The sequence below is a fragment of the Actinoplanes teichomyceticus ATCC 31121 genome, from assembly GCF_003711105.1.
Lineage (GTDB): Bacteria > Actinomycetota > Actinomycetes > Mycobacteriales > Micromonosporaceae > Actinoplanes > Actinoplanes teichomyceticus.
Genome location: NZ_CP023865.1, coordinates 514,487 through 538,251, shown reverse-complemented (window position 1 = coordinate 538,251; position 23,765 = coordinate 514,487). Strand labels below are relative to the sequence as shown.

Here is a 23,765-nt window from a genome sequence, read left to right as displayed (position 1 = left end):
CTCGATCAGGTAACAGAAAGGGGTGTGCCGACCGAAGGACACGGCCGAATCACCCCTTAACGACCACCGGGAACGGCCATCGGCGGGGCTTGGAGCGTCCACTACGGACGGTCACCTGTCGGCTGTCTATACAGCGCGTGACGAAACGCGACCGTCGCAACGCCTCCGCCACGGCCTCCGCGCACCGCCGCGGAGCCCATCGACCTGATCACGGCCGCCCGGCCGCCGCGGGTCTCGCGGACCTGCCGCATGGGCTGACGCCTTAGGGGTAATAAGTCCGTTATGAGAGGTTGGTGGGATTTGGGGAGGCGACGAGAGGGGATGGCAATGAAGAAGGCAACGCGCCTGCTGACGCTGACCGGCCTGAGCGTGCTGACCGGCACCGGGCTGCTGGCCGGCCCCGCCCAGGCCGCGCCCGGCGGGCCGGCCGGCGCTCCGGCGCAACTCCGGCACGACCACTGGGACGACGACGAGGTCGTCGGGTACTACCGCACCATCCGGTCGTGCGAGCGGGCCGGCCTCGTCGGCGAGCGGTCCCGCGCCTGGGACGACTTCCACTGCGACCGGGTCCGCTGGGGCTTCCGCCGCGGGGCCTGGGCCCTCGTGGTGCACCAGGAGGACTGGAACGACCGCTGGGACGGCCAGTGGCGTCCGGGACAGTGGCCGAGCAACTGGACCGACCGGCCACAGTGGCCGGGCCCGGGTAGTCCGGACCGCGACCGGCCCGGCCGCCCCAGCGACCGGCCCGGGCAGAACAACCCGGATCGTCCCGGTCCCGGCCGCCCGGGCGACCGCCCCGGACAGAACCGCCCGGACCGTCCCGGGCCGGACCGCCCGGACCGCCCGGACCGCCCCGGGCCGGGCGGTCCGCGGCCTGACGGTGGTCACCACTCCGGCCGCTGACCTGGCCGGGCGGTACCGGTAGCGCCTGGCCGGGCGGCACCGGCAGCGCCTGGCCGGGCGGTACCGGCAGCGGCGCCCGCGGTGCGCGTGGCGACCGGCGGGGCGGGACCGGCGCGATGCGCGCCGGTCGCGCCCCGCCGGTCGGATCGGCGCGGGTGGGTTCGACCCTCCACCGCGGAGCCGCTGAGCCGCCGAGCCGCGGAGCCGCCGAGCCGCCGATATTGGTGCCGATGTCGGCAGCGCCGGCGGGGCCGCCGGATGTTGGCGGGCAGCATCGACCGCCTGCCGCGGGGCAGACTGGGGTGGTGCCGGTGTGGGTGGAGTGATCTGGTGGTGATGTAAGCCACTCCCAGCGTTGTTGAAGTTCCAAGGTCAACCGGCGAATAGTGTTGGTGAAACTTCAACAACCGTGCATGGGGGTTGCGATGACGGTGACGATCGGCCAGGCAGCGGCGCGGGTGAGGCCTCCGGCGGCACGAGTTCGCACCCGGGTCACGGTGCCGCTGGAGTTCCCGGACGGCTACCGCACCACCGCCGAGGTGTTCACCTTCACCGGTCTCGCCGACGCTCGTGAGCACCTGGCGCTCGGCCTCGGCGACTGGGAGCGGGCGACGAACCCCCTGGTCCGGCCACACAGCGAGTGCCTGACCGGAGACGTGTTCGGCAGCCAGCGCTGCGACTGCGGCCCACAGCTGCGCGAGGCCGCCGAGCGGATCACCGAGGCCGGCGGGATCCTGCTGTACCTGCGCCAGGAAGGCCGCGGAATCGGCCTGTACGCCAAGCTCGACGCGTACGCCCTGCAGGACACCGGGCTGGACACGTACCAGGCGAATCTGGCGCTCGGGCACGGCGAGGACGAGCGGGACTACACGCCCGCCGCGCAGATGCTGCACGCGCTCGGCGTCGACCGGATCCGACTGCTGAGCAACAACCCCGACAAGGCCGGACAACTCGGTGAGCTCGGCGTCGAGGTCAGCGAACAGATCCGTACCGGAGTGCACCTGTCCGTGGCGAACGCGCGGTACCTTGCTGCCAAGCGCGACCACACCGCACACACTCTCGACCTGACCGGTGCCGCATGACGCTCATCACCGAGGCCGACCGCTTCTGGACACGGTCCGCCATCGACCTCTCCCGGCTCTCCCCGCCGTCGCCCACCCACTACGCCGTCGGCGCGGTGGTGGTCGGGGTCGCCGGGAACCCGATGGCCACCGGGTACACCGGCGAGAGCGACCCGCACTTCCACGCCGAGGAGGAGGCGCTCGCCAAGCTGGCCGGGCGCGGCTTCGACCTGTCCGGCGCCACCATGTACACCTCGCTGGAGCCGTGCACCACCCGCAAGTCCCGCCCGACGTCGTGCACCGAGCTGATCCTGGCATCGGGCATCCGCCGGGTGGTGCTGGCACTGCGCGAGCCGCTGCACTTCGCCGACTGCACCGGCGTGGAGACGCTGCTCGGCTGCGGCGTCGAGGTGATCGAGATCCCGGACCTGGGCGAGCCGGTACGGGGCATCAACGCCCACGTCATGGGGATGCAGACGACATGATCGACGATCTCGCCGTGACCGGCTGCACCGAGCCGCCCGCCGGTCCGGTTGGGCGAGGCCCGGTGGGGCATGGCAGTGCCATGCCCGACACCGAGCCGCGCTGGCTCAGCGGCCCGGAGATGGCCGCCTGGCTCAACCTCACCCAGCTGCTGATGTTGCTGCCCAGCGCGCTCGACCGGCAGCTGCGCGACGAGGCCGGCATCCCGCACGCGTACTACCAGATCATGGCCATGCTCAGCGACGCTCCGGGCCGTGCCATGCGGATGACCGACCTGGCCCGCATGGTCGGCACCACCACCAGCCGGCTCTCACACGCGGTGGCCAGCCTGGAGCAGCGCGGCTGGGTGATCCGCAGAGCCTGCTCGTTCGACAAGCGGGGACAGATCGCCTCGCTCACCGAGCAGGGCGGGGCGGTGCTGGAGGCGGCCGCGCCCGGGCACGTGGCCGAGGTCCGGCGGCTGATCTTCGACCGGCTGTCGGCCGGCGAGATCGATCAGCTCCGGGAGATCACCGGCAAGATCCTCCCGGCCGTCACCGGCTGACGCCCCGGGCCACCGGTCGGCGCCGACCGGCCCGTCGCCGGGGTGCGCTGCCACGTCGTACGACGCAAGCCGTAACCGGGCCGGGGGATTCCGCGAGATCACCGCATCGCGGATGGTGGGAGGGTCACCACAGGTGACCCGCGGGTCGATACCGTGGCCACCCGCCGGGGAGCCGCCATGATCAGCCATCCCCTTTCCCGCCTCCCCGCCCTGGCCGCGGTCCTGGTCGTCACCCTGGCCGTGGTCGTGGCCGCCGGACCGCCCACATCCGCCGTCCCCGGCGCCCACCACGACCGCCCCCGACCGCCCGGGCGGTCCGCCGCCTCCCGCCCGGCCCGCGCCCTGCCCGACGCTCCCGCGCAGCCCGCCACCTCCCGCCCGGCTCGGGTGCACCGCGACCAGCCCTACGCCCCCGCGCACCCCGCCACCTCCCGCCCGGCCCGCGCCCACCGCGACCAGCCCTACGCCCCCGCGCACAGCGCCACCTCCCGCCCGGCTCGCGTGCACCGCGATCTCGCCTACGCTCCCGCGCAGCCCGCCGGGACCCGCGGCCACCTGCTCGATCTCTACCTGCCGGCCGAACCGGCCACCGCGCCGCGTCCGCTCCTGATCGTGATGGGCGGCAGCGGCTGGTTCGCCGACGACGGCAAGGGTTACGCCCCGGCCCTGGCCCCGCACTTCACCGCGGCCGGTCACGTGGTCGCCGGGGTCTCCACCCGCTCCAGCCATCAGGCGAAGTTCCCCGCCCAGGTGGACGACGTGCGGGCCGCGATCCGCTGGCTGCGCGCCCACGCCACGGACTACGGCATCGACCCGCGCCGCATGGCCGTCCTCGGCGACTCCTCCGGCGGCTGGACCGCCCTGATGGCCGGTTTCACCGGCACCGGCGTGCGCGCCGTCGTCGACCTGTACGCCCCGGTCGACTTCACCCGGATGGACGCGCACATGCTGCCCGGCGCGTGCGACGCGTTCAACCGCGCCTTCGGCTCGACGGCCTGCCACGCCGACCCGCGCTCACCGGAGTCGGCCCTGCTCGGCTGCCCGATCCGGACCTGCCCCGACCGCGTGGCCGCCGCCGATCCGCGCCGGCTGCTGACCCGCTCCGCGCCGCCGGTCCTGATCATCCACGGTACGCAGGACGCTCTGGTGCCGCTGAACCAGAGCGAACTGCTCTTCGAGGCGCTGGCCGAGGCGTCCGTGCCGGCGACCCTCTACACGGTGCCGGGAGCCGGCCACAGCCGCGACATCGTCTCGCCACGGCACCGGCGCGCCACGGTACGGCACACCGGGGAACGGATGGTCCGCGACGCGGACCACCCGACGTACGGCACGATCGAGGCTTTCCTACGGGCCGCGATGAGGTGAGCAGGCGGGGCTTCTCGTAGCCGAGTGGGTCTTCGCCTCTTGCCTCTCCGCCGTACGACCGGGCCGCGCCACTTCGGCTCGTGGTGCGTGTGGCAGGGGGCGGGTCGGGTGTCCGGTATTCGATCTCGAGATCGCTCCGACCGATCTACCGGTGGCCGCCGCCCTGTCCTGGCGGCCCGCTCAGAGGACGTCTGATTAACGTATTTTGTGGTGCTATGTGATTTGGGGGTCTCGCCAGGTTGGGGTGTTTTCGTCCGTGAGCCGGCGGGCGAGATTGTCGATCATGGCGAGGGTGATCATGGATTCGGAGTTGCCGGGCAGGGTTTCGTAGTCGCGGGCGAGTCGGCGGTGGTGCATGAGCCAGCCGAGGGTGCGCTCGACGACCCAGCGCCGTTTGGTGACGCTGAAGCCTTTGACCTGTGGGTCTTTGGTGACGATCTCGACGTCGACGCCGAGTGTGGCGCCGTGTTCGACGGTTTTGACCTTGAAACCGGCATCGACCCAGGTCTTGGCCAGAGTGGGGTAGGTGGCGGTGGCCTGGTCGAGCAGGTCGTTGCCGATCACGTTGTCGCTGACGTTGGCGGCGGTGACGAGCACAGCGAGCAGTAAGCCGAGGGTGTCGGTGATGATGCCGCGTTTGCGGCCGGCGATCTTCTTGCCGGCGTCGATGCCCTGGGTTTCGAGCGGCACGTTCGTGGATGTCTTGATGCTTTGGGTGTCCATGATCGCTGCGGTGGGCTCGACGGTGCGGCCGTGGTGGTCGCGGACGAGTCCGGTGAGGTTGTAGTTGAGTTCGGTGAAGATCCCTTCCTTGCTCCATAAGGCGAAGTAGCCGTAGACCGTCGCATGTGGAGGAAAGTCGTGGGGCAGGTAGCGCCAGGCGATGCCGGTGCGGTTGACGTAGAGGATCGCATTGAAGATCTCGCGCAGGTCGTGGGTGGGGACGCGGCCCTTGATGCCGAGCTGGGTTCGGGCGTCGGTGCGGGCCTGGCGCCAGGCGCTCAGGCGCGGCTCGATCAGGGCCCAGCGAGCGTCGGACAAGTCGGATGGGTATGCGCGTCGTTCGGTCATGACCTGGGGATACGGTGGCATCGGCGGGCGAGGGGGACACCAGGTCCGTCGATTCCGGGCGGAAAACTAATCAAACACGATCGAGGGATCAAAGGCCGCAGATCTCCTCATATCAGAGTCATCTCGAAAGGGTTGATTCGGGCGTATCGGCCAGCCGTAGCCATGATCGCGGGTTCTCAACCCTCCGATAACTCACCAACGTTATTAAAACGTCCAGTCAGGGCGTGTTTCAGGTGATTGTTTGAGTGCCCCCGGCAGGAATCGAACCTGCGACCTGCGGTTTAGGAATGAGTGAGCGTGGAGGGGTGCAGTAGGGCGCTCACCTGCGCGTACGCATGTCCGCCTCAAGGCAGAAGGCGAGCCCTTTGCACCTCCTCTGCACGCCAGAGGCAGCTGGAAGCGGGCACGCACCGACCGGCCCGCTGGAACGACCGAGGGATTATCGAAAAGTGAAGTCGATCTACTGGCACAAACGTTTGCTGAGCTACGGAAACGCTTGTCATGATCTGACAGCGTTCCACTGCCTTTGCGAACCTCGTGCGGACTGATTGCGGACTATTCGATCTTGGCCGTGCGCTGCTCGCGCGCCGCCCGTCCCCGCAACCCGCCGGCACTGACCGCGCGTCCCGGCGTTCGGCAACCCACAGCACCACCGCACCCACCCTATTCGGTGGCAAGCCGCGAAGCGGCGCGGCAGCACCTCATGCCTCAAGCAAGAACGCGCAACGATGGAGGCGCTTAGTGAAATAGATTTCCAATGAGCTTAACAATGGCTGGCGTGAGCAATCCGAGTATATAGAAAACGATACTCACAATAACGTTGGTAGCCAGCGCATCTTTATTCCTTTCAAACCACGGCGGGGCATCCCTCTTCGGTCGGGAGTAAAGGATCGCGCTTCCCCGAACATCGCCCGCTTGCGCGATAGGGAGTTTCCCAACGAGCGCAAGAGGTATCGACGCAGCAACGTTTCGCAATGTCCTCCCAAAGAGCGCCCCGCGCCGCCTGCCAGAACCGGCGATCCTTTCGATTTCAGTCGCCATGCCTCGGACAGCCAGATTCGGTTGCTCAAGCTTCAACACCGCCACATTGGGACCAAGGACAAGTTCAACACCAGGGGCCGTCACAACGAAGGAGGTCAATCGCTCGCGCGGGTATTCGGCGAGATCTTCGACCCCGGCCGCCGATAGATCCTCATCGACCGTAATCTTGATCTCTCCTGGCGAAGCTTCTTCGATCAGGCCCACGATCGCGCTCAGGTCCTCAGTCCAGAACCGAACGTGCCCAAGCGATCGATGATCTACCTCGGACTTGATGCGCTTGAGGGCCATCAGCACAAGATACAAGACAGCCTCGCTGGCGGACCGGCACACGTCAGTGCAGCGTTCAGGGGGCCACGACGCCCGGCAGGCCAACCCTTGGTGACGTCTGGCGTTACCCTAGGCAGCTCTTCCCCACTCGCACGCCGCCCGCACCTTTCGGCCGTTCTGATCGCCGTGCGTCTCTCGCTGGCGCGCCGGCCGATGCCGGCCGAAGGCCGCCAGCAGGCCGAGCGCGGCCAGCGGCGCCGTGCTCGCGCGGCGCCTTGATTCAGAAGAGACCAATTCGGCAATACATGCCAATAGCGACCCTAACGCGCATCCGGACTGCCGGACGGAAAATGACAGTGAATCTTCCAGAGACCCCGTGTCACGATGTCGCGATGGACGATCAACTAGACCGGCTTGGCGTACAACTGTCAGAGGCGCGCAGGCTCGCCAAGGCAGGCAGTATCCCCCGTGCCCGACTCGCACTGCTCCTCGTCGATAACGCCGCTGAAACGTTGCTACGATTGAGTGCCGCAACGTACCTTTCCCATGCTGACATGAACGCCAGCATTGTTCGCAGCATCGAACGACTTACGCTCCAAACCCCTGATTCACAGGCTTTGTTGAAAAAGCATTTGCCCAAAGTTGTATCCAAGACTCGCAGGAAGAAGATTGATAGAGATTTCAACGCTCTAACGGACTATGTTTTCGAGCACGATGACTGGCCACTTGACACTGAGATGGCAACATGCATAAAAATCCTGCACCGATATCGGAACGATGCATACCACAAAGACAAGGTGCGGCCCGACGTCATCAACTCAGCCGTGGTGATCTACTTCTACCTCGTTGCACACTTACTCAGACACCGAGAGAGTGTGGTGTGGCTGATCGACGCGCCCCCGCCTGGCGTCCTCGAGCTACTGGGCGTTGAAGACCTGCCGGATGATGGCGACTTGATCCGATCCCATTCGTCCAACAGGTACGGACAGTTGATGGCGGATCGCATCCTGCACGATTTCATACCAGATCACACTGACATTTCGGGTGCGCTGTCAAATCACATGCTCGGCCGGTTGCGAGGAATAGATCGCAATCTCAAGGAAATCGCCGACTTCCATGATTTCCCCTTCCGACACCCCGAGTTCGCACTACGTTTAGTCCAGTGCACTGAAGAGGAGTGGCATTCAAATACACCTCCCGACGATTTCTGGGCGAGACGAAATCCCATCACTCCAGCCACCCTGACAGACTGGCAGAAGGCCGCTGGTGAGCTAAGACGAGTGACCGACGCACTTGAGGCTCTTCGCACTTTCGCTGACCAGGAAGCGGCCATCGTGACGTTCGAGGAACGTGCATCTGAGTTGGCCATGAGGGTTGACCAACAGATACAGCACGACATCGATCTTGCGCGTGGAAAGTAGGACTGCCCTCGCTCGCCTATGCGAGCTGCTGCTCTCACAGCAATATCATCCCAACGGCATGCGTCACTGCTCAGAAACGAGGGAAAGAATTGCCGGCAGAAGGCTGGGGTTTGCGGCGATTGTTGCCTGCGACCCGAAGGCGTGCGGTGTTCCATCCTGATCCACAACCATCGCCCCAGCCTCTCGGGCGATACTGACCCCAGCAGCGGTATCCCACGGCTTATTGGTCAGCATGACCACGGCGTCAACGTACCCGGACGCAAGCCATGACAGATCGATCGCGGCTGAGCCATGCATACGGATGCGTTGTACTTCGGCGCCGAGTCGTTGTGTCAGCGCAAACCGAACTCGGTTTTTCTCCTCCGCACCCATACCGACCGCGTAGTCCCCAAGGGCCACTACGGCATCACCAAGGAGCTCCGTGCCACTGGCACTGATCGGCTCGCCGTTCATGTGAGCGCCACAGCCCTCTGCTGCCGAGTAACGAGCGGCAAGAAACGGCAGGTCGATTACGCCAAGGACAGACCGATCCTGGGTGATCAGGCCGAGCGAGATTGCACAAAGCGGCGATCTGTGCACAAAGTTGACGGTCCCATCGACTGGGTCGAGCGCCCACATCAAACCATTCGTGGCACCGCTCGTGCCGTTCTCCTCACCAAGAAAACCGATCTCAGGGGTCTGCTTCGCCAGAAAGGCACGAACCTGTGCCTCGATGGCGTAGTCCACCTCCGAGGCCATGTCGCGGTCGCCCTTGGCAGTGAGTACGCCGGGTTGCATGGTGCGCATGATGTCGCGAGCGAGGTCTACGGCCTGGTGGGCGATCGGTAGCAGGTCGGCGTAGTCGGTCATCGGGGTTGGCCACCGCTCCAAAGCTCGTCGAAGGTGCGCTCGAACACGTGGTACAGCCCTGCGGCCGGCCACCGCTTCCGGATCACCATCGTTGGGGACTCGACGCCTCGTGCGTGGGGTAGGTATTGCTGCGCGATGCAGAGCGAGTCGTTGATCAGGGTGATGTTGACACGGATCGTCTGGTCGTAGGTGGCTACCTCGATGCGGTCCCGGATGTCGGCGGGGAGCCGGTCACGCACCCGGAGCACCCCTTGCAGGTTGAGGGTGGTGAGGGCGCCGAGGTGGCCGGCGGTCATGTCTTCCTCGGTCTCGCGTTGTCGGATCGCGGCGCCGGCGGGGTCGAGGAAGAGCAGGCGGAGGCGGGCGCCGTTCTCCACGAGCTGGGCGAGTTGGCTGTCGGCGTACTGCTGGCAGATCAGGTTGAGAGACAGGCCGGCGGCTCGGATATCGGTGGCGCAGTCGAACAGGGCATGTGGCGGCATCTTGGAGGTGAACTCCGACCGGCTGGGGTAGACCGCCTCGACGTCGGAGTACCGCTCGGTCATGGCTTCCTCGGCGAGCGCCTGGGCATACGGCGGCGGCTGGGTGGCTATCACGTCGCCGGATGGGGTCGTGGTGGGTGCGATGCCGTGGCTGCGGTCGCCGAGCAGCAGCACGACGCGGGCCTCGGCGGGCATGCACAGGCCGGTGGAGATGCGGGTCAGGACGTCGATGCTGCTGACCCTGCGGGTTCCCCCGATGATTTCGCTGACCTGGGCCTGGCTGAGGCCGATCGCTACGCCCAGATGGCTCTGGCTGACGCGCGTCTCCCGCTGGATCAGGCGGAACATCTGGGCGATGTCGCGGGCTGCCAGGGCGTCGAGCATCGCATCGGTTTCCCACAGGTGCTCCGGCACGGAGAACTTCGTCGCTCCGCGTGTACTCACGGGTGTCTCTCCCCTGGTCGGTGCCGGACTATCCGCTGTCCGGATAGCGGCTTGCGCCTCGGTATCCGGTTGCCGGATTGAAGTTACTCCTTGATGGACTATCGCGAGTGATGGGTTAGGCGTTGCTCGGCGACCACGATCAGCACATGGCGAATTCCTCGGGGGCATGCCGGTCCTGCGAAGGACGCGGCTGGCGGTTGGCGTCGCGGCGTCGGACGGTACGGGTCAATGAGGCGACGGTGCGGCTTGTCCGGCGCGAATGCCCGGACTGCGCACCCACGCGAGTGAGCCGGACGTCCTGATCACCATGTTCGGCGTCATGACGGCCTGTAGCCCTCGGCGAATCGCTGCCCTGCCGCGAGTCTGCCCAGCGAGAGGCGAAGATCGTGTCCGAGCTACCTTTCGACCTCAACGACCCGCCCGTACGGCCGCCGGCTCAGTGCCGGGATCGGTTGATGTGGAGCCTGGCCTACCAGCTGTTCCGCGATCATCGGCCTGACCAGGATGGCTTCTGCGTCACCTGCGTGCCCAGCGAGTTCAGCCCGTGTTGCGGGCGCCACCTCGCCGTACGCGGGTTCCTGACCTCATGCCGCATGTCCGGCCCGACCCCGACGCGGGAGTTGCGATGAGCGGCGCGCAGCGGTCGGGCGGCCGTGCGTATCCGGCGCGGGGTCGTGGGCGTCTGACGCCGGAGGCGGTGCGGGCGATCCGCTTCCGGCGGTCGAGCGGTCTTCACCGCGGTCTGAGTGCGGAGGATGTCCGGCACTTCCTTGAGCAGGTCTCGGCCGACATGGCTTCCCTCTACGACGAACTGGCCGCGGTGTACTCGGAAAACCACCGCATAAAGGCGGCCCTGCGGGACTGGCAGAGCAAGCACAGCGCCCCGCCGCCGTCCGCCTACGAATGGCACAGCCGATGAACCGACCAGCTCTGCGGACAGGTCGCATCAATCACGATCTTCACCGCACGCAAGACACCGCATCGGTACGGCATCCGAAGGCCGGTGAGGTGGTCAAGCTGACTGCGGCGGCGAGTGTGCAGTTCGGGGATGACCGTGCCACGCTGTTTCGGATCATCCGGGTCGATCCGCGTACGACGTACGTCGGCTGGGTGTGGTTGATCGGGTACACCGTCGACGCGCGGGGGCAGGCGATCGAGCGCCGCGAGGTCTTCGTACAGATAGCCGGCCTGATCTTCGTGGATCCCGCGGGCCGCTCGCGTCCGGGTGGGAGCGTCGGATAGCTGTCCGTGCAGGGCGGTTCCCTGATCACAGGCTTTGCTCTATCGTCTTGACAAGTCGTGTTGTTGTCTCCTTGATGGGGCGGAGTATCGGATGGCCATCAACGTGCCGCCGCCGAAGTATGCGGTCGTCGTCAACGCTGTGCAGCAGCGCATCGAGGACGGGACCTATGCGCCCGGGGCCGCGATCCCGAGTGAGACGCAGTTGATGGCGGAGTTCGACACGTCGCGTCCGACGGTGGTGCGGGCGTTGGGGATCTTGCAGCAGGACGGGTGGATCGAGTCGCAGCAGGGCAAGGGCCGCTACGTCAAAGGCCGGCCCTCGCCCAGCGCGCAGCAGTCCGCCGATCGGGCGTTGGAATTGCTCGACCAGGGCGAGGATGCCGATGTCACGCTGCTGCGGGTGGGTGCCGTGATGGCGCCGAACCGTGCGGCGGCTGCGCTGGATCTGGAGTCGGACACCCCGGTCATCCTGCGCCGGCGCCTGATCAGTGCGGACGTGGGTCCGGTCGAGTTGAGTGCGGTGTATGTGCCGGTGGAGTTGTCGGCCGGGACCGACATCGGCCGGAAGGCGCCCCTTGCCGATGGTGTGCTGCGGCATCTGGCCGAGCGTAAGAAGTTGACGTTCGATCACGCGACCGAGCGGATCTCGGCGCGGCTGCCGACGGCCGAGGAAGCGGAGCTGCTGCAGATCACTGAGCAGGATGCGGTGCTGACGCTGCTGGTCACGGTGTTCGACCGGTCCGCGACGCCGCAGTTCGCGGTGGACGCGGTGATCCCGGCGAACCGGCATGAGATCGAGGGTTCGTTCCCGCTTCGCTGATCTTTTCTCATCGATGCCCTTGACGATGGGCGGGTCCGAGCTAAACTCGCCTCTACACGACAAGTCAAGTTGTTGACTGGAGATGCAGACGGAGGCTTAGGTGGTACCCAACTCGATCAAGGTGCCGGTTTCGTGGGACTACGTCGCGCCGCACGGTGCGCTCTGCCTCGGCGTGGAACCGGCCACCGACTTCGACAAGCGCGGCCAGGTCGATGACCAGTTGCGCGACAAGGAGACCGGCGAGCGGGTCTGGCTGGTCCGGCTCCTCGACCTGGACCCGGAGGCGGGCCGGTTCGGCGGGTCCAAGGAGTTCAAGGTCAAGGTCGTCGCGGCGCAGCAGCCGGTGCCGCCCGCATCGGCGGTGCCGGGTTACCCGCCGATGGTGGAGTTCACCGACGTGACGTTGACGCCGTATGTGGACTCGCAGAAGTGCAAGGGCGTCGGCGGTAAGTGCCGTTCGCGGCTGGCCTGGTCGGTCCGGGCCGGCGGCATGACCGCTGCGCAGGCGAGCCGTGCGAAGGCTGCCTGACCTGCATGTAGTCGCGTCCGGGAGCGGGGCCAACAACCGCCAAGAAGTTCTCCCCGCCCCGGGCGCTCAACCACCCACCTGCAAAGGAAAGGGGCTGTGATGCCCAAGGTAGTCGACGCTGCCCGCGTCACCGCACAGGCCAACACCGTATGGCGTACCTGCACCGGCTGTTCGCTGCTCAAGCCGCTCGCCGACGGCGTCGAGCGCTGCCCGGCCTGCCAGACCCCGGCGCCGCAGACCGTGACGGAGGCCGGCTGGGATCTGGCAGGACGCTACGCCACCCTGGTCGGCCGGATCGAGGCATGGGCCCACCTGATCCCGAATGTCAGCGACACCGAACGGCTCGACCACATCCGTCAGGCCCTCGCCACCCTCGACCCGCAGCCGCGGAACAAGGGGGTGAAGTAGCCGTGCCGCTGATCAACATCATCCGAGGCGAGACCATCCCGGTCGCCCCGCTCAACGTCCGCACCCCGTTCGTCAAGCTGCCGATCTGGCTGGTCGTCGTCTGGGAAACGATCAAGGGCCTGGCCTGGCTGGTCACCACCTACGTGCGGCACTGGTACGCCACCCTCCCGGCCACCGGCCTGACCTGGCTCTACCTGGAGCACGGCTGGCAAGCTCCGGTGGCGCTGGCCGGTGGGCTCGCGGTCGTGGCGACCGGCTGGGCGTTCGCGGATCGCCCCAGCTGGTTGCGGTTCGGCTGGTGGCCGGTTCTGGCCCGGGTCCGGCGGCTGGTGTACCGGCGGCGGTGGATGGCCGCGATGGTCACCGCGAAGCTGTCGGTCTCGTACGACAAGCGCACGATCATCCCGCAGATCCAGCGGGTGCGGTGTCGGGCCGGCTGCGATGAGGTCACGGTGCGGATGGTGACCGGGCAGATCCCGGACGACTTCGCTCGTGCGTCGGAGCGGCTGGCGCACACGTTCGGGGTCCGGCAGGTCAAGGCCATGCCCGGCCCGACGTACGCGACCGTGGTCCTGGTCCTGATGCGCGGCGACACCCTCCACCAGACCATCGACCCGCTACCCGTCCCGTACCTGCCTGACTTCACCGCCTTGCCCATCGGAGTCCGCGAAGACGGCGACCTGTACCGGTTGCGGCTGTTCGGGACCCAGGTACTCATCGTGGGGGCGACTGGCTCCGGCAAGGGATCTGTCATCTGGTCCATCGTCCGAGCGCTGGCCGGCGGTGTCGGCGCTGGTGTGGTCGAGCTGTGGGGGCTGGACCCCAAGGGCGGGATGGAACTCGGGATCGGGCGGCCGTTGTTCGCTCGGTTCGCGTCCCGGGACTTCGCCGAGATGGCCGCGATGCTGGAACAGGCGGCAGCCACCGCGCAGGAACGCGCCGCCCGGCTGGCGGGCAGGACCCGTCAGCACGAGCCGACACCGGATGAGCCGCTGATTGTCCTGCTCATTGATGAGTTGGCGAACCTGACCGCCTACCTGACCGAACGGCAGCTCAAGGACCGCATCAAGGCCGCGCTCGGCATCGTGCTCACGCAGGGTCGGGCGGTCGGGGTGCACGTGGTCGCGGCGATCCAGGACCCCCGCAAGGAAGTCCTCCCGGCGCGGGGGTTGTTCCCGACGCGGATCGGGCTGCGGCTGTCCGAACCGGCCGAGGTCGACATGGTGCTCGGCGACGGGATGCGCGACCGCGGAGCGCTCTGCGACCGGATTCCCCAGACACAGCCCGGCGTCGGCTACGTCGTGCTGGAAGGCGACCCGACCCCGATGCGAGTGCGGCTGAGCTTCTGCGACGACACCACCGTCCGCGACATGGCCGACGCCTATGGAGCCGCCGCGTGAAAGAACGGATCGAAAGCCTCGCCCTGGCCGCCATCCTCACCACCGTGGCGGTGGCGGCCGGCTGGGCCTCCTTCACCCACGTCCACGACTGGACTATGCGCCACACCCCCGCCGGCACCCCGGACGCCTTCGGCTGGGTCAACGCCGTCATCTCCGAACTCGTCCCCGTCGCCGCACTACTCACCATCAAACGACGCCGCCGAACCGGTGAGCCGATCGGCTACCCGCTGGCCCTGCTCATCGCCGCCGGCACCCTGTCCCTGTCCGCCCAGCTCGCCGTAGCGCAGCCCAGCCCGTCCGGATGGCTGCTCTCGGCGGTACCCGCGCTGGCGTTCATGGCGCTGGTCAAGCTGATCTTCACCGGCACGAGCACCAACACGCCACCCGCCGCCCCGGCTCCGGCTGCGGTTGCGGCTCCGGCGGCGAAGGAACAGGCACAGGTGGAGACGCCGGTCGCGGTGGCTCCGGTCCGGCCTATCGCGCGCCCGAACGGAGTCCCGGTCATCGGGCAGGTGACCCGGTGACCGCACCAACCCTGCCCACCCTGGCCGCGCCAACGACGCCTCGGCCGGGCTCCCGGGCCGCCCGCCTCGCTCAACCCCGCGCCGTCGACGCGCTCAAAGACCTCGCCATCGACCACGGCGTCTGCATCCGCCCCATCGCCCTACGCCGCACCGACCTGACCACCGGCAAAACCGAACTCGTCGACCTACCCTGCGGCGCCACCCTGGAAACCAAGTGCCCGCCCTGCGCCAAGAAGGCCCGCCGCCTGCGGCAGGTACAGATCCGCGAAGGCTGGCACCGCGCCGACGAACCGCACCCCGGCCCGGCGCCGGCCACCCCGCGACAGCGGGAGCTGATCACCGCGCGGGCGCACCTCGAATTCGACCGGGCCGCCCTTGAACTGACCCCGATGGAGCCGGCCGACCGGGCGGCGGAGTTGGACCGGATCGTCGCCGCGATCGACGCCGTGGAACAGGAGATCGCCGCAGAAGGCCTGCGCGGCAGCATCGCCCCCGGCCACAACCGCAACGACGAGGAAGGAGAGGAACAGCCGCGGCGGGTCCGGTCGACCAAGCGGCGTCAGGACGTGCCCGACCTGCCCCGCCAGAAGGTCGACCCCCGCACCGTGGGCCGAACCTACGTCGGCCCGGACGGCGTCGAGCACCGACCCTCGATGTGGCTCACGCTCACCCTGGACAGCTACGGCCCGGTCCACTCCATCCACCAGGGCCGCCCCTGCTCGTGCCGACGCTGGCACACCGCCGATGACCCGCTACTCGGCACACCGGTCGACCCGGCCCGGTACGACTACCGCCGAGCCGCCTGGGACGCCGCCCACTTCCCCCGGCTGCTCGACCGGTACTGGCAAAACCTGCGCCGCGCGGTCGGCTGGAACGTCCAGTACACAGGCTGTGTCGAGCCGCAACGCCGCCTTGCCCCGCACGCACACTTCGCCATCCGCGGCACCATCCCCCGCACGATGCTGGAGCTGGTCGCCAAGGCCACCTACCACCAGGTGTGGTGGCCACCCGCCGACCGGCTGCGGTATCCGATCGACCGGCCTCCGGTGTGGGATGCCAAGGCGGAGAGCTGGGTGGACCCGGACACCAGCGTGCCGCTGCCGACCTGGGCTCAGGCCCTGGACGCGATCGATGACGACCCGGACGCCGAGCCGGCGCACCTGGTCCGGTTCGGTCCGCAGGTCAAAGCGAAGGGTGTCGACCCCGGCACCCGCGACGCCGAACGCACCATCGGCTACATCACCAAGTACGTCACCAAATCTGCCGCCGACTGCCACCAGATCACCAGCGACCCCCAACGCGACCACCTCGACCGCCTCTGGCACGAACTGCGGGTGACCCCGTGCTCCGAGCGGTGCGCGAACTGGCTGCTCTATGGCGTTCAGCCCAAGAAGGCACACGGCCGGCTGCGGCCGGGCCACTGCAAGGGCCGCGTCCACCAGAAGACGACCTTGGGCATCGGCGGCCGGCGCGTCCTGGTCTCCCGCGACTGGTCCGGCAAGACCCTCGCCGACCACCGCGCCGACGCCCATGCCTGGGTGAAGGCCGTCCTCGGCGTCACCGACGACCCGGAAGCAGAGGAGAAGCCGGCGGTCGCCTGGGAGATGGCCAGATACGACGACCCCGACCTACCACCCCTTGAGCACCGGCTCCTGCGGTTGATCAGCCAGCGCATTCAACGCGGCTCCGAACTCGCCGCCGCGCGAAGACACGCAGATGTTTCGGCAACCCATGACGTCCAGGTGAGGAGGCAACTTTGACGATGGCGGACGACGATCTCATGACGGTTCTTGAGGTGCTCGACGTCCTGAAGGGCGTGTCGCGGCGAACGTTCTACCGCTGGCGTGAACTCGGCATCGCTCCGGCCTGCATCCGCCTGCCCAACGGCGAACTCCGGATCGTTCGCAGGGATCTCCGCGACTGGCTTGAGCAGCATCGGGAGGCGGCGTGAAGTCCCAGGACGTTCGCATCCGCTCCATCCAGGTCAACAAGCTCGCCAACCGCAAGAAGTCGTACACCGTGCGCTGGCTGCTGGCAGGGAAGCCGGAATCGAAGACGTTCGCCACCCGCGCTCTGGCTGACAGCTACCGGTCCGACCTGATGCAGGCGGTCAACCGCGGCGAAGCGTTCGACACCGATTCCGGTCTGCCGGAGTCGATGATGCCGACCGTGACGGGAGTCAGCTGGCTTGCCTTCGTCCGGCGCTACCTCGACATGAAGTGGCCGGGCGCCGCCGCGAAGTCACGGGAGAGTCTGACCGATGCGCTGGCCACGGTCACGCCCGCGTTGACGGCGGATCTTCCCGGCCGGCCGAACTCCGATCTCCTGCGTCGTGCTCTCCGCGGCTACGAACTTGTTCCGGCAACGAGGACGACGCCTCGCCCGGATGACGTCGCCAAGGCCCTGCAATGGCTGGAACGGGCTTCGCTGCCGCTGGCGGATCTGGCTCAGGCGTCGGTCATCCGCCCGGCGCTCAACGCCCTGACGGTGCGGCTCGATGGCCGGAGCGCTGCGGCCACCACCAGCCGGCGCAAGCGCGCGGTCTTCTACAACGTCCTTCAGTACGCGGTCGAGTTGCAGCTCCTCGACTTCAACCCGGTGGACAAGCTGCGGGTCAGCTCCAACCGGAGCAAGGTCTCGGTCCAGGTCGACCGGCGTGTGGTCGTCAATCCGGCACAGGCTCGGGAGCTGCTGACGGCCGTGACCTACGTGGGTTCGCGCGGCAAGAACGGGCGGCGTGGGGAGCGGCTACGCGCCTTCTTCGCCTGCATGTACTTCGCGGGACTACGGCCGGGCGAGGCGACCGACCTTCGCCGGAGCAACTGCAAGCTTCCGGCAACCGGGTGGGGCTCCCTGATCGTGGAACGCTCGCGGCCGGCGGCGGGGAAGCGCTACACCGACAGCGGCGAGGTCCACGACGATCGGGGGCTCAAGCATCGGGGCCAGACGGAGGCGCGGGAGGTGCCCATCCCACCCGAGTTGGTGGCGATCCTGCGGGAGCACCTGGAGCGCTTCGGCACCGACGAGAGCGGCCGGCTGTTCCGGAGTACGCGCGGCGGGGTGGTCTCGGCTTCGTCGTACGCCCGGGTGTGGGATGCCGCTCGTACGGTCGCGTTCCCCCCGGAGCGGGTCCGTACGCCGCTGGCGGGCCGCCCGTACGATCTGCGGCACGCCGGGGTGTCGCTGTGGTTGAACGCCGGGGTCCCGGCCACCGACGTGGCTGACCGTGCCGGGCACTCCGTCGACGTCTTGCTCAAGGTCTACGCCAAGTGCCTCGACGGTGATCGGGAGCGGTTCAACGCCCGGATCGAGGCTGCACTGGATGCCTGAAATCCGGTACGTGACCTGGGGAAACACTACCAAGATCCATTGCACGTATTTTGCACGACTGGCGAGAAACAGCGACTTCTGGAGGCGCACGGCTGCACACAGCGGCACATCGACGATCTTGTGTCCGCCCAGCTCAGCAGACGTTTCAGGTGATCATTTTAGTGCCCCCGGCAGGAATCGAACCTGCGACCTGCGGTTTAGGAAACCGTTGCTCTATCCCCTGAGCTACGAGGGCGCGAGTGCTCATGCTACCCGACCAGAAGTGATCACCAGCACCCGCTAACACCCGGCGCTGACCAGCAGTGACTCCGGCGGGACGATCCGGTCTCCGGATCGCATCACGAGCACGCGGATCGGGTGTCGGCCCGACCGGTGCTCACCGAAGCCCGATGCCCACCACCGCTGCGTCCGGGTCGCTCACCCCGGGCAGCCCTTCGGCGCTGCCGGCAAGGTCATCCGATATCCACCGGTCGATGCGGGGTCAGGTCCTGGGAACGAGATCGTCGGCCAACGCGGCCGGAGACGATGCCGATGTCGCACTGTCAGCAAGAACGAAGGCGCTGAACAAGTGCGGGCTCGTTCTTCAACCCCCCTTCAGCACCGCGGGACCGCCCGTCAATTCTTCCGGCGTCCGGCTGGCGGCAGCTCGCTATCCTGTCGAAGGACGTCGATGGGAGTTGACCGTGGATGGCATCGATGCCGCCGAGGACTGGCTGGACTCCTGGGCGAGGCAGTCGAATGCGCAAGCCGAGCGCAGCGTCGAATTGTCGCGGCGGGTAGCAGCATTGACCGGCTCGGCCGAGGGCCACCACGGCGCGATCCGGGTCGTCGTCGGGTCAGCCGGCCAGTTGACGCGGCTGGAACTCGATGACCGGGTACATGAGCTGTCCGGGCCTCGGCTGGCCCAGGAGATCATGGCGGTGACGCGGAGCGCTCAAGCAAACCTTTCCCGCTCGGTGGCCGAGGAGGTCAGGGCGACGATCGGCGCGGACACCGACACCGGTCGAGCGGTGATCCATTCGTTCGAGAACCGGTTCGCCGCGGACCGGCGCGAGGCCGGCCGGTGAGTGCGCAGTTGAGGTTCCCGGCCGAGGCGGTCCTGCAGCACGCCGGTCTGGTCGAAAAAGCATCCGACGAGGTGGCGCAGATCCGGGCAGCAGTCGGCGAGATCAGCGTGAGCAGCGACGCGTACGGGCAGCTCTGCCAATTCCTACCGGCTCTGCTGACGCCGTTGTTCGGCAGCGCCGTGAGTGTCTTGAACGATGCGACAGAGGCGCTCGGCGAGACGGCGCTGAATCTTCGTACGGCAGCCTCCCGCACAACGGCGACCGACACCGCCAGCGCTCAGAATCTGCACCAAGCTGCCGGCCCGAGCTTCGATCCGCCGCTGTGACTCAGAACCCCCTGATCGCCCAGGCGGCCGGCTCGACCACCTGGTACACCGGGCTCGGCCTCGCCGAGAACGCCGCGCAGATCAGCATCGGCATCCAGAACGGCAGCTGGGTCGACAGCGCGCTGGGCGGCATCGGCGGCACCTTGGACCTGCTCGGAACGGTGCTCGACCCGCTCAGCTCACTGGCCGCCTGGGGCGTCGGCTGGCTGATGGAACAGGTACGCCCGCTGCGCGAAGCCCTGGACTGGCTGGCCGGCCGCCCCGAGGAGATTGCCGCGCACGCCGCCACGTGGCGTAACGTCGCCGCGGCCACGACCGCCACCCTTCAGCGATACGCCGATGCCGTCCGCGACCAGACGGCCGGATGGTCCGGCGCCTCCGGCGACGCCTACCGGCATCACGCGGCGCAACAGCTCGACGCCCTCGGCGGCATCGCGAAGGCGACCGAGGGGATCTCGTCCGCCGCGGAAGGCGCCGGCCTGCTCGTCGGCCTGGTCCGCGGCATCGTCCGCGATCTGATCGCCCAGTTCGTGGCCACTCTCGCCGCCCGCCTGCCGCAATGGCTGGCCGAAGAAGGCTTGACCCTCGGCCTCGCCACGCCGATGGTCATCAGCCAGGTAAGCGCCCTGGTCGCCACCTGGGTCAACCGGATCCAAGGTTTCATCCGCGCACTACTGAACAGCCTGCGCCGGCTCAACGGCAAACTCACCGAACTGACCCGCATACTCGACGAGCTCAAGAGCAGACTGGGCAAGCTCAGCCGCTCCGACCTGGCAGCGGCGCCGGCACCACCGGAGGCCAATTTCTTCAGCAAGAGCCCGGCGCGCAGTAATCGGGATGTACTCGACAACGGCCCCGGTACGCCGATGACCATCGAGAACGTCAACGATGTCGCAGGCCGGATGAATATCAACCTCGACAATGTCGACGTCGTGATCGTCAGCGATCCGGAAGAGATCCGCTACCTCGATCACATGGACGCCGGCGCCTACACGCCCTCGGAACTCCACGGAACACAGATCAGACTAGGCCCTGCCAGCTTCGCGGACGCGGAGACGCTGGCGGCTACCATCGCCCACGAGCACACCCACGTCCTGCAACAGCAGGCGGGTGACCACTTGACACGACCGCTGCGCGAGCTAGAAGACGAGGCGTACGACAGCGAGATCCCCGCCTTGGACCGGTATAGGAGCAGGCCATGACGGCGATGCAGTTTCACATCAACGAGGTGTTCGACATACCGGCGCGGGGTGGCTTGATCGCCGTCGGATCGATCCGCGACGGTGAGATCGTCGGCACCCCGCGACTGCGTGACAGCACCAGCGGACATGTCGTCCACGTGCTCGGTGTGGATCACCCGACGCCGCGCACCCGACGCACCGGCGAAACCATCCTGGTGGTCGACCGAGCAGACGCCGAATATGTCGAGGTGGGCCGTACTTGGACCATCGAGGAGTAGACGACACCACCGACCACCGCGCCTCGATGGGGATCCGAGACGGACGCCAGGAGCCACTCGTTCGGCGCTGACCGGTTTGCGCAGAGGGCGGCAACGGCACGATCCGGGTCGTCGTCGGATCAGCCGGCCAGTTGGCACGGAAATCACTCGATGGCCGGGGATCCGGGTGCGCCCCTGCCACCGCGCGGGATCCGGTCACCGTGGCCGCGCCCCCGGGGCCGGCGTGCCGGGGGCAGCGCGGCCAGCCGGCTGCGGGTCAGCACGGTGAGCGCGGCGTACCCGGGCCCGTCCTCGCCGGCCGGATCGAGCTTTCCCGGCACGCCGTCCTCGACGCCGTGGCGGGCGCGCGCTTCGAGCGCCTGCTCGACATACCACCGGAATTCCGGCGCACCCAGCTTCCTGGTCCTGATGCCGACCCCGTTCCGCCGGGCAGTCCGGTGGATCCCTGCCACCAGGGTCGGGAGTTCTTCCTCGTCGACCAGGTAGATCTCGTCCGCGGCGCCACCGTTCTCGTGATCGACCACGACCACGAGCGAGTGTCCACGCCCCGCCCGCTCGAACGTGCCGATCAGGACCGACATGGCGTTCCCGGTGTCGTACATCCGGGTGAACGGACCGGTGGTCAGCGGCTGTGCCAGATCACCGGCCCAGGCCGGCGCCGCGACGCCGGCACCGGCCAGCCGCTCGGCGGCCGCCCGCGCGGACGCGGCGACCGGGTTCGGCTCGTGGCCGGTGACCGCGCCGATCGCGGTGAGCAGGGTCCGGGCCGTACGGGTGCCGCGCGCCTCGACAGCCGGGATGAGGGTACCGGCGAAACTGGCCGCGTCGTCTCCGGCGGACCGCGCCAGCGCCACGAACAACGCACCCGCCAGCTCCGCCTCCAGCGGGTCCTCGGCCTCGGCCAGAGCGACGGCGTCGTCGATCAGCTCGGCCGGGCTCCGTCCGGGATCCGCCGGAGAGGCCGGGGTGTCACCTGCCTGATGGTCATCGGTCACGACGGTGAGGTCGGTGCGCCGCGGGGATCGAGCGGCTCCGCGGTTGCGTGGGCGTCGGCTACCGGGACTCATGACACCAGTTTGCGACCGATGACCGATTCTGCGCCTCACCCGCGCGCCGGACACCGCAGGTCGCAGCGGCCTCGGAACGCCGCACCCGGCGTGACGCGCCGGACGCCGTCCGGGCCCGCGGGCGGACGGACCCGCGGTTCACGGGTCCGTCCGTAATCGCCTACGGGCCAGAACCTCAGGAACGGACGAGCGTGTTGTCGCCCTCGCCGCCGTCCAGCAGGTCGTCGCCGTCCCAGCCGTAGAGGGTGTCGTCGCCGGCCGCTCCGTAGAGCCGGTCCACTCCCTGGTGGCCGTACAGGATGTCGTTGCCGTCCTCGCCGTACAGGGTGTCGTCGCCGCCCGTACCGTAGATCCTGTCGTTGCCGGGGCCGCCCCACGTGGTGACGCCGGCACCGCTGTTGAAGACCCGGTCGTTGCCGGCTCCGGCGTACGTGGTGCAGGAGATGTCGCAGGTGACCTCGTCGTCCCCGGCGCCGCTGCGGACCAGCGTCACGGACCTGCCGCCGATGATGTGATCGTTGCCGGGGCCGGTCAGGACGATCTCGAAGTCGGCGGCGAGCCGGTCGCTCTCCTTACCCGTCTCGCCGTCGGTCCAGCGGGTCCGGGAGCCGTCCAGTTGGAGCTCCACGTCACCGGTGCGGTCGCTGTAGTCGAGCGTGTCGGTGCCCGCGCCACCGAACAGGTCGTCGTGCAGCGGACCGCCGTCGACGACGTCGTTGCCCGCGTCGCCGGCGACCACGTCGCTGCCGGTGTTGCCGTCGAGGGTGTCGTTGCCGGCCCCGCCACGGAGTTTGTCGTCACCGCTGCCACCGTCGAGACGGTCGTTGCCGTCGCCGCCGGAGAGGGTGTCGTGGCCGCTGCCGCCGTCGAGACGGTCGTGGGCGTCGCCCCCGGTCAGGGCGTCGTCGCCGTTGTCGCCGGTGAGCCGGTCGTTGCCGGTGCCGCCGTCGAGGACGTCCCTGGCGTCGCCGCCGGAGAGGACGTCCGCCCCGGGCCCGCCGGCGAGGGTGTCGGCGCCGCCCCGGCCGCTGATCGTGTCGTTGCCGGCCTCGCCGTGCAGGCGGTCGGCCCTGCTGGCCGAACCGATCAGGGTGTCGTTGCCGACGCCGCCGCGGGCCTCCACGGCGACCGCCGCGTCCACGGTGATCCGGTCGTTGCCGTCACCCAGGTACGCGACCAGGGCGGGAGTGGCCGGCCGAGAACCGATCTTGCAGGTCACCCGGGTGCTGTCCCGCTTGACCCGGCTGCACCCCTTACCTGGAGTGATCGTGACGCGGTCGTCGAGCGTCAGCCGGCCCTTGGCGTAGGTGACGCGCAGGCTGTTGGTCCGCTTGGAGCCGGCGACGAACTTCACCTTCCCGGCGGCGGTCACCGCGGCCTTCCCGGTGGTGGCCGCGTACGCCGGGGCCCCGGTCGCGGTGAGGCCGGCCCCGGCCAGCAGCACCGAGAAGCCGATCGCCGCCGCGCGTACCTGAAAAACGCCCACTTCTGCCCACCTGTGTCACGAACGGTGACGGCCGCGGCCGTACATGATCGGGGAAGTGCCGGGGATCGTCGTCTCCGCGCTGTGCCTTGCCAGCACCGTGGCGCCGGTCGATACCGAGGACTCTCCAGCGGAGGAAACCATAGTGGATCACGGGCTCGTTCGTACAGCGCCCGGAT

At 68.2% G+C, this 23,765-nt stretch carries 26 protein-coding genes and 1 tRNA gene; 20 read left to right on the top strand and 7 right to left on the bottom strand.

Features of this window, described 5'->3' with window-relative positions:
• The first annotated feature begins 327 nt into the window (after positions 1-327).
• The 5 genes from ACTEI_RS37675 to ACTEI_RS38860 all read left to right on the top strand — a co-directional run bounded on the left by ACTEI_RS37675 (position 328) and on the right by ACTEI_RS38860 (position 4,356).
• Positions 328-903, top strand: coding sequence for a hypothetical protein (locus tag ACTEI_RS37675; protein ID WP_203723580.1), 576 nt, complete (start codon positions 328-330; stop codon positions 901-903).
• A gap of 425 nt (positions 904-1,328) precedes the next feature.
• Complete coding sequence (locus ACTEI_RS02445; protein WP_122976145.1) at positions 1,329-1,985, top strand: GTP cyclohydrolase II; 657 nt, start codon at positions 1,329-1,331, stop codon at positions 1,983-1,985.
• A complete protein-coding gene (locus ACTEI_RS02440) occupies positions 1,982-2,449 on the top strand; it encodes a cytidine/deoxycytidylate deaminase family protein (protein WP_122976144.1) in 468 nt (155 codons plus the stop codon). The genes ACTEI_RS02445 and ACTEI_RS02440 overlap by 4 nt, the downstream gene beginning before the upstream one ends.
• 80 nt (positions 2,450-2,529) lie before the next feature.
• Entirely contained in the window at positions 2,530-2,991 is a 462-nt protein-coding gene (locus ACTEI_RS02435) for a MarR family winged helix-turn-helix transcriptional regulator (RefSeq protein ID WP_122976143.1), read from the top strand.
• 177 nt (positions 2,992-3,168) lie between these two features.
• Positions 3,169-4,356 (top strand): alpha/beta hydrolase, encoded by a 1,188-nt coding sequence (locus ACTEI_RS38860; protein WP_122976142.1) that lies wholly within the window; start codon positions 3,169-3,171, stop codon positions 4,354-4,356.
• A gap of 213 nt (positions 4,357-4,569) precedes the next feature.
• On the opposite strand, the gene ACTEI_RS02425 is transcribed toward ACTEI_RS38860, so the two are convergent.
• On the bottom strand, positions 4,570-5,427 hold the full coding sequence (locus ACTEI_RS02425; RefSeq protein WP_122976141.1) for an IS5 family transposase: 858 nt from the start codon (positions 5,425-5,427) through the stop codon (positions 4,570-4,572).
• A 738-nt stretch (positions 5,428-6,165) separates the two neighbouring features.
• On the bottom strand, positions 6,166-6,771 hold the full coding sequence (locus ACTEI_RS36680; protein ID WP_149100755.1) for a hypothetical protein: 606 nt from the start codon (positions 6,769-6,771) through the stop codon (positions 6,166-6,168).
• A 356-nt stretch (positions 6,772-7,127) separates the two neighbouring features.
• On the opposite strand from ACTEI_RS36680, the gene ACTEI_RS36675 reads away from it, so the two are divergent.
• Positions 7,128-8,156: a hypothetical protein gene (locus tag ACTEI_RS36675; RefSeq protein WP_145830964.1), complete on the top strand. Its 1,029-nt coding sequence runs from the start codon at positions 7,128-7,130 to the stop codon at positions 8,154-8,156.
• 63 nt (positions 8,157-8,219) lie between these two features.
• On the opposite strand, the gene ACTEI_RS02420 is transcribed toward ACTEI_RS36675, so the two are convergent.
• Both ACTEI_RS02420 and ACTEI_RS02415 read right to left on the bottom strand, forming a co-directional pair.
• Positions 8,220-9,005 (bottom strand): inositol monophosphatase family protein, encoded by a 786-nt coding sequence (locus ACTEI_RS02420; RefSeq protein ID WP_122976140.1) that lies wholly within the window; start codon positions 9,003-9,005, stop codon positions 8,220-8,222.
• Complete coding sequence (locus ACTEI_RS02415) at positions 9,002-9,901, bottom strand: DUF5919 domain-containing protein (RefSeq protein ID WP_239082705.1); 900 nt, start codon at positions 9,899-9,901, stop codon at positions 9,002-9,004. Before ACTEI_RS02415 ends, ACTEI_RS02420 begins: the two co-directional genes overlap by 4 nt.
• 655 nt (positions 9,902-10,556) lie before the next feature.
• On the opposite strand from ACTEI_RS02415, the gene ACTEI_RS02410 reads away from it, so the two are divergent.
• From ACTEI_RS02410 to ACTEI_RS02365, 10 genes are all read left to right on the top strand, one after another.
• Positions 10,557-10,850 carry a DivIVA domain-containing protein gene (locus ACTEI_RS02410; protein ID WP_164465817.1) on the top strand — a complete coding sequence of 98 codons (294 nt, stop codon included), beginning with the start codon at positions 10,557-10,559 and terminating at the stop codon, positions 10,848-10,850.
• Positions 10,847-11,173, top strand: coding sequence for a hypothetical protein (locus tag ACTEI_RS02405; protein WP_239082706.1), 327 nt, complete (start codon positions 10,847-10,849; stop codon positions 11,171-11,173). Before ACTEI_RS02410 ends, ACTEI_RS02405 begins: the two co-directional genes overlap by 4 nt.
• 91 nt (positions 11,174-11,264) lie before the next feature.
• The gene (locus tag ACTEI_RS02400; RefSeq protein ID WP_122976137.1) at positions 11,265-11,993 is read left to right on the top strand and encodes a GntR family transcriptional regulator; all 729 of its coding nucleotides are present in this window, start codon (positions 11,265-11,267) and stop codon (positions 11,991-11,993) included.
• Between the two features lie 100 nt (positions 11,994-12,093).
• On the top strand, positions 12,094-12,522 hold the full coding sequence (locus tag ACTEI_RS02395; protein ID WP_122976136.1) for a hypothetical protein: 429 nt from the start codon (positions 12,094-12,096) through the stop codon (positions 12,520-12,522).
• Positions 12,523-12,621: 99 nt separating this feature from the next.
• Positions 12,622-12,930, top strand: a complete 309-nt coding sequence (locus ACTEI_RS02390; protein ID WP_145830965.1) for a hypothetical protein — start codon at positions 12,622-12,624, stop codon at positions 12,928-12,930.
• A 2-nt stretch (positions 12,931-12,932) separates the two neighbouring features.
• Positions 12,933-14,330, top strand: a complete 1,398-nt coding sequence (locus ACTEI_RS02385) for an FtsK/SpoIIIE domain-containing protein (RefSeq protein ID WP_122976134.1) — start codon at positions 12,933-12,935, stop codon at positions 14,328-14,330.
• Complete coding sequence (locus tag ACTEI_RS02380; RefSeq protein ID WP_122976133.1) at positions 14,327-14,854, top strand: hypothetical protein; 528 nt, start codon at positions 14,327-14,329, stop codon at positions 14,852-14,854. Before ACTEI_RS02385 ends, ACTEI_RS02380 begins: the two co-directional genes overlap by 4 nt.
• Positions 14,851-16,614 carry a replication initiator gene (locus ACTEI_RS02375; protein WP_122976132.1) on the top strand — a complete coding sequence of 588 codons (1,764 nt, stop codon included), beginning with the start codon at positions 14,851-14,853 and terminating at the stop codon, positions 16,612-16,614. Before ACTEI_RS02380 ends, ACTEI_RS02375 begins: the two co-directional genes overlap by 4 nt.
• A gap of 2 nt (positions 16,615-16,616) precedes the next feature.
• Positions 16,617-16,805, top strand: coding sequence for a helix-turn-helix transcriptional regulator (locus ACTEI_RS02370; protein WP_122976131.1), 189 nt, complete (start codon positions 16,617-16,619; stop codon positions 16,803-16,805).
• 68 nt (positions 16,806-16,873) lie between these two features.
• Positions 16,874-18,184: a tyrosine-type recombinase/integrase gene (locus ACTEI_RS02365; protein WP_239082707.1), complete on the top strand. Its 1,311-nt coding sequence runs from the start codon at positions 16,874-16,876 to the stop codon at positions 18,182-18,184.
• Positions 18,185-18,346: 162 nt separating this feature from the next.
• Here the strand turns inward: ACTEI_RS02365 and ACTEI_RS02360 are convergent.
• Positions 18,347-18,419, bottom strand: a tRNA-Arg gene (locus tag ACTEI_RS02360).
• A gap of 448 nt (positions 18,420-18,867) precedes the next feature.
• On the opposite strand from ACTEI_RS02360, the gene ACTEI_RS36670 reads away from it, so the two are divergent.
• From ACTEI_RS36670 to ACTEI_RS02340, 4 genes are read left to right on the top strand one after another with little or no spacing between them, the layout of a single operon-like run.
• Positions 18,868-19,251, top strand: a complete 384-nt coding sequence (locus ACTEI_RS36670; RefSeq protein ID WP_164465816.1) for a YbaB/EbfC family nucleoid-associated protein — start codon at positions 18,868-18,870, stop codon at positions 19,249-19,251.
• Positions 19,248-19,577 (top strand): type VII secretion target, encoded by a 330-nt coding sequence (locus ACTEI_RS02350; RefSeq protein ID WP_122976128.1) that lies wholly within the window; start codon positions 19,248-19,250, stop codon positions 19,575-19,577. The genes ACTEI_RS36670 and ACTEI_RS02350 overlap by 4 nt, the downstream gene beginning before the upstream one ends.
• Positions 19,574-20,779, top strand: a complete 1,206-nt coding sequence (locus tag ACTEI_RS02345) for an eCIS core domain-containing protein (protein WP_122976127.1) — start codon at positions 19,574-19,576, stop codon at positions 20,777-20,779. Before ACTEI_RS02350 ends, ACTEI_RS02345 begins: the two co-directional genes overlap by 4 nt.
• Complete coding sequence (locus ACTEI_RS02340) at positions 20,776-21,036, top strand: hypothetical protein (protein ID WP_239082708.1); 261 nt, start codon at positions 20,776-20,778, stop codon at positions 21,034-21,036. The genes ACTEI_RS02345 and ACTEI_RS02340 overlap by 4 nt, the downstream gene beginning before the upstream one ends.
• A 143-nt stretch (positions 21,037-21,179) precedes the next feature.
• Here ACTEI_RS02340 and ACTEI_RS02335 read toward each other — a convergent pair whose 3' ends face one another.
• Both ACTEI_RS02335 and ACTEI_RS02330 read right to left on the bottom strand, forming a co-directional pair.
• Complete coding sequence (locus ACTEI_RS02335) at positions 21,180-22,031, bottom strand: hypothetical protein (RefSeq protein ID WP_122976126.1); 852 nt, start codon at positions 22,029-22,031, stop codon at positions 21,180-21,182.
• 247 nt (positions 22,032-22,278) lie between these two features.
• Positions 22,279-23,589 (bottom strand): calcium-binding protein, encoded by a 1,311-nt coding sequence (locus tag ACTEI_RS02330; protein ID WP_122976125.1) that lies wholly within the window; start codon positions 23,587-23,589, stop codon positions 22,279-22,281.
• Between the last annotated feature and the right edge of the window lie 176 nt (positions 23,590-23,765).

Bases quoted from the DNA above. Each gene is read 5' to 3' on its own strand.
- ACTEI_RS02425 (WP_122976141.1), bottom strand. From the start codon at position 5,427: ATGACCGAACGACGCGCATACCCATCCGACTTGTCCGACGCTCGCTGG.
- ACTEI_RS02410 (WP_164465817.1), top strand. From the start codon at position 10,557: ATGAGCGGCGCGCAGCGGTCGGGCGGCCGTGCGTATCCGGCGCGGGGT.
- ACTEI_RS36675 (WP_145830964.1), top strand. From the start codon at position 7,128: ATGGACGATCAACTAGACCGGCTTGGCGTACAACTGTCAGAGGCGCGC.
- ACTEI_RS02400 (WP_122976137.1), top strand. From the start codon at position 11,265: ATGGCCATCAACGTGCCGCCGCCGAAGTATGCGGTCGTCGTCAACGCT.
- ACTEI_RS02370 (WP_122976131.1), top strand. From the start codon at position 16,617: ATGGCGGACGACGATCTCATGACGGTTCTTGAGGTGCTCGACGTCCTG.
- ACTEI_RS02405 (WP_239082706.1), top strand. From the start codon at position 10,847: ATGAACCGACCAGCTCTGCGGACAGGTCGCATCAATCACGATCTTCAC.
- ACTEI_RS02420 (WP_122976140.1), bottom strand. From the start codon at position 9,005: ATGACCGACTACGCCGACCTGCTACCGATCGCCCACCAGGCCGTAGAC.
- ACTEI_RS02390 (WP_145830965.1), top strand. From the start codon at position 12,622: ATGCCCAAGGTAGTCGACGCTGCCCGCGTCACCGCACAGGCCAACACC.
- ACTEI_RS02445 (WP_122976145.1), top strand. From the start codon at position 1,329: ATGACGGTGACGATCGGCCAGGCAGCGGCGCGGGTGAGGCCTCCGGCG.
- ACTEI_RS02340 (WP_239082708.1), top strand. From the start codon at position 20,776: ATGACGGCGATGCAGTTTCACATCAACGAGGTGTTCGACATACCGGCG.
- ACTEI_RS38860 (WP_122976142.1), top strand. From the start codon at position 3,169: ATGATCAGCCATCCCCTTTCCCGCCTCCCCGCCCTGGCCGCGGTCCTG.
- ACTEI_RS02435 (WP_122976143.1), top strand. From the start codon at position 2,530: ATGCCCGACACCGAGCCGCGCTGGCTCAGCGGCCCGGAGATGGCCGCC.
- ACTEI_RS02440 (WP_122976144.1), top strand. From the start codon at position 1,982: ATGACGCTCATCACCGAGGCCGACCGCTTCTGGACACGGTCCGCCATC.
- ACTEI_RS37675 (WP_203723580.1), top strand. From the start codon at position 328: ATGAAGAAGGCAACGCGCCTGCTGACGCTGACCGGCCTGAGCGTGCTG.